The organism is Dietzia sp. SLG310A2-38A2, assembly GCF_014145095.1.
Taxonomy (GTDB): domain Bacteria; phylum Actinomycetota; class Actinomycetes; order Mycobacteriales; family Mycobacteriaceae; genus Dietzia.
Genome location: NZ_JAALDX010000389.1, coordinates 1 through 2990, shown reverse-complemented (window position 1 = coordinate 2990; position 2990 = coordinate 1). Strand labels below are relative to the sequence as shown.

Annotated in this window: 2 protein-coding genes and 1 pseudogene; all 3 read left to right on the top strand. The window is 70.2% G+C overall.

The window, feature by feature from the left end:
- Positions 1-1408, top strand: a 1408-nt coding sequence (gene murF, locus G6027_RS13585; RefSeq protein ID WP_182637633.1) for a UDP-N-acetylmuramoyl-tripeptide--D-alanyl-D-alanine ligase, incomplete at its 5' end; no start/stop codon positions are given.
- A complete protein-coding gene (gene mraY / locus G6027_RS13580) occupies positions 1405-2499 on the top strand; it encodes a phospho-N-acetylmuramoyl-pentapeptide-transferase (RefSeq protein ID WP_182637632.1) in 1095 nt (364 codons plus the stop codon). The genes murF and mraY, both read left to right, overlap by 4 nt.
- Positions 2496-2990 (top strand): annotated as a pseudogene (locus tag G6027_RS13575) (Mur ligase family protein); the annotation flags it as partial. The gene mraY and the pseudogene G6027_RS13575, both read left to right, overlap by 4 nt.

The window sequence follows — 2990 nt, the reverse complement described above, 5'->3', positions numbered from 1 at the left end:
TCTCGAGCCGGGGGGACTGTTCCTCGCGCTCCCCGGCGAGCGGGTCGACGGCCACGATTTCGTCGCCCGCGCCCTGCAGGCGGGTGCGGCGGCCGCTCTGGTCGCCCGCGAGGTCACCGATGTCCCCGAGGGCGCGGGCCCGCAGATCGTGGTGCCCCCCGTGGACCGTCGCGCCACCAACGCCATGGCCCTGGCTGCGGATTCCGACGGATCCGGTGCGGCGGTGCTCGCGGCGCTCGGGTCCCTGGCGCGCGCCAGCGTGGACAGACTGGTCGCCGACCACGGGCTCGTCGTGGTGGGGATCACGGGCTCCTCGGGCAAGACCAGTACCAAGGACCTCATCGGCGCGGTTCTCTCCGTCGCCGGTACGGTCATCGCGCCACCCGGATCGTTCAACAACGAGATCGGTCATCCCTGGACCGCGCTACGTGCCGACGAGTCCACCGACTTCCTGGTGCTCGAGCTGAGCGCACGCGCGCCCGGCAACATCCGCGAGCTCGCGGAGATCGCGCCCCCGCGGATCGGGGTGGTGCTCAACGTCGGGACCGCGCACCTCGGCGAGTTCGGGTCGCGCGACGTCATCGCCGCCACGAAAGGTGAGTTGGTCGAGGCCCTGCCGGATGCCGCCCACGGAGGTGTCGCGGTGCTCAACGCCGACGATGACCGCGTCCTGGGAATGGCCGGGCGGACCACCGCTGGGGTCGTGACGGTCGGGTCGGGCCGGTCCGCGGACATCCGCGCGGAGGACGTGCGCCTCGACGACGAGGTGCGGGCCTCCTTCCGGATGGTGACCCCGGACGGCGAGGCCGAGGTGGCACTCCGCGTCCACGGCGAGCACCAGGTCGGCAACGCCCTCTCGGCCGCCGCGGTGGGTCTGGCCTGCGGTATGGACGTCGCCGCGGTCGCGGCCGCCCTCGGCACCGCCCGGGCCGCCTCCGCCCGGCGGATGGACGTCCGGGTCACCGCCGACGGTGTCACCGTGATCAACGACTCCTACAACGCCAACCCCGATTCGGTGCGGGCCGCGCTCAAGTCGCTCGCGGTGATGGCGCGGTCGGGAGGGGGACACCGCCGAACCTGGGCGATCCTGGGCGAGATGGCAGAACTCGGCGAGGACTCGGTGACGGAGCACGACCTCATCGGTCGGTTCCTCGTCCGACTCGACGTCTCCCAACTCGTGGTGGTCGGCCGGGGTCGACCCCAGCGCGCGCTGTTCCAGGGGGCGGTGCAGGAGGGCTCGTGGGGATCGGAGGCCGAGCACGTCGAGACCGCCGAGGAGGCGTTCGCCATCGTGGACGAGCGCGTGCAGCCGGGGGACATCGTGTTGGTCAAGGCCTCGGCGGCCGTGGGCTTGTGGAGCGTCGCGGAGCATCTGCTCGCGACGCGTGGTGAGGAGAAGTCCGAATGACCCAGATCATGATCGCAGGCATCGTCGCCTTCGTCGTGAGCATCTTCCTCACCCCGGTGCTCATCATCTACTTCCGTCGGCACGGCTTCGGCCAGGAGATTCGCCTGGAGGGCCCGCAGTCACACATGAGCAAGCGCGGGACGCCCAACATGGGCGGGATCGCGATCCTCGCCGCGGTGTGGCTCGGCTACATCGTGGCCGGTGTGGTGGGACAGCTGACGGTGGGCGGCGGCGGGTTCACCGCCTCCGGCCTGCTCATCCTCGGACTGGCCACCGCGTTGGCGGTGGTCGGGATGATCGACGACGGCCTCAAGGTGTTCAAACGGCACAACAAGGGCCTGGGCATCCTGTCCAAGACCGTTGGTCAGGTGCTCGCGGCTCTCGCGTTCGGCATCCTGGTCCTGGGTTTCCGCAACGACGACGGGCTGACCCCTGCCAGCAGGTCGCTGAGTTACGTGCGCGACTTCGTCGCCGTGACCTTCCCGGTGGTCGTCTTCCTGATCTTCATCGTGCTCCTGGTCTACGGCTGGTCCAACGCGGTCAACTTCACCGACGGTCTGGACGGGCTGGCCGCCGGGTCGATGGCCATGGTCATGGGCACCTACGTGGTGTTCAGCTTCTGGCAGTTCCGGTATTCGTGCTTCTCCACGGCGGAGGGGGTGGACCTGTCCGGGTGCTACCAGGTCCGGGATCCTCTCGACATAGCCGTCGTGTGCTCCGCCGCGCTCGGGGCGTGTCTGGGCTTCCTGTGGTGGAACGCGGCGCCGGCCAAGATCTTCATGGGAGACACGGGGTCGATGTTCCTGGGCGGCATCGTCGCGGGTGTCTCGGTGGTCTCGCGGACCGAGCTGCTCATGGTCGTCGTCGGCGCGGTCTTCGTGATCGAGTTCGTCTCGGTCCTCATCCAGGTCGCGGCGTTCCGCACCACCGGCCGTCGTCCGTTCCGCATGACACCCATCCACCACCACTTCGAGAACGGCGGGTGGGCCGAGACGACGGTGACCATCAGGTTCTGGCTCCTCGTGGCCATCTCCTGTGGCCTGGCCATCGCGCTGTTCTACGGTGACTGGCTCGCGAGCTCGACGGGATGACGGACGTGACACAGAACGGCACGACCCAGCCCAAGACGACGCAGCAGCGAGTGGACATCCGGGACCTCGCAGGCGCCCGAGTGCTCGTCCTCGGCGCCGGGGTGTCCGGTCCGGGGGCGGTCCGGATCCTCCACGCGCTGGGCGCCGAGCCCGTGGTGGCGGACTCACGACAGGACGCGGTCGAACTTCTGAAGGGGGCGCTCCCGGACGGCGTGGACTGTACCGGGGTCAGCCTCGACCGCGCCGCCGAGATGCTCGTCGACACCGGCCCCGGCCGCGTCGACCTGGTGGTGACCAGCCCGGGTTGGCGGCCGGACTCCCCGCTACTGCGGACCGCCGCCGAGGCCGGCCTCGAGCTGTGGGGGGACGTCGAACTGGCCTGGCGCGCCGACGCGGCCGGGATGTTCGGGCCGCCACGGACGTGGCTCGCGGTGACCGGTACCAACGGCAAGACCACCACCACCTCGATGCTCGAGGCGATCTGCCTGGAG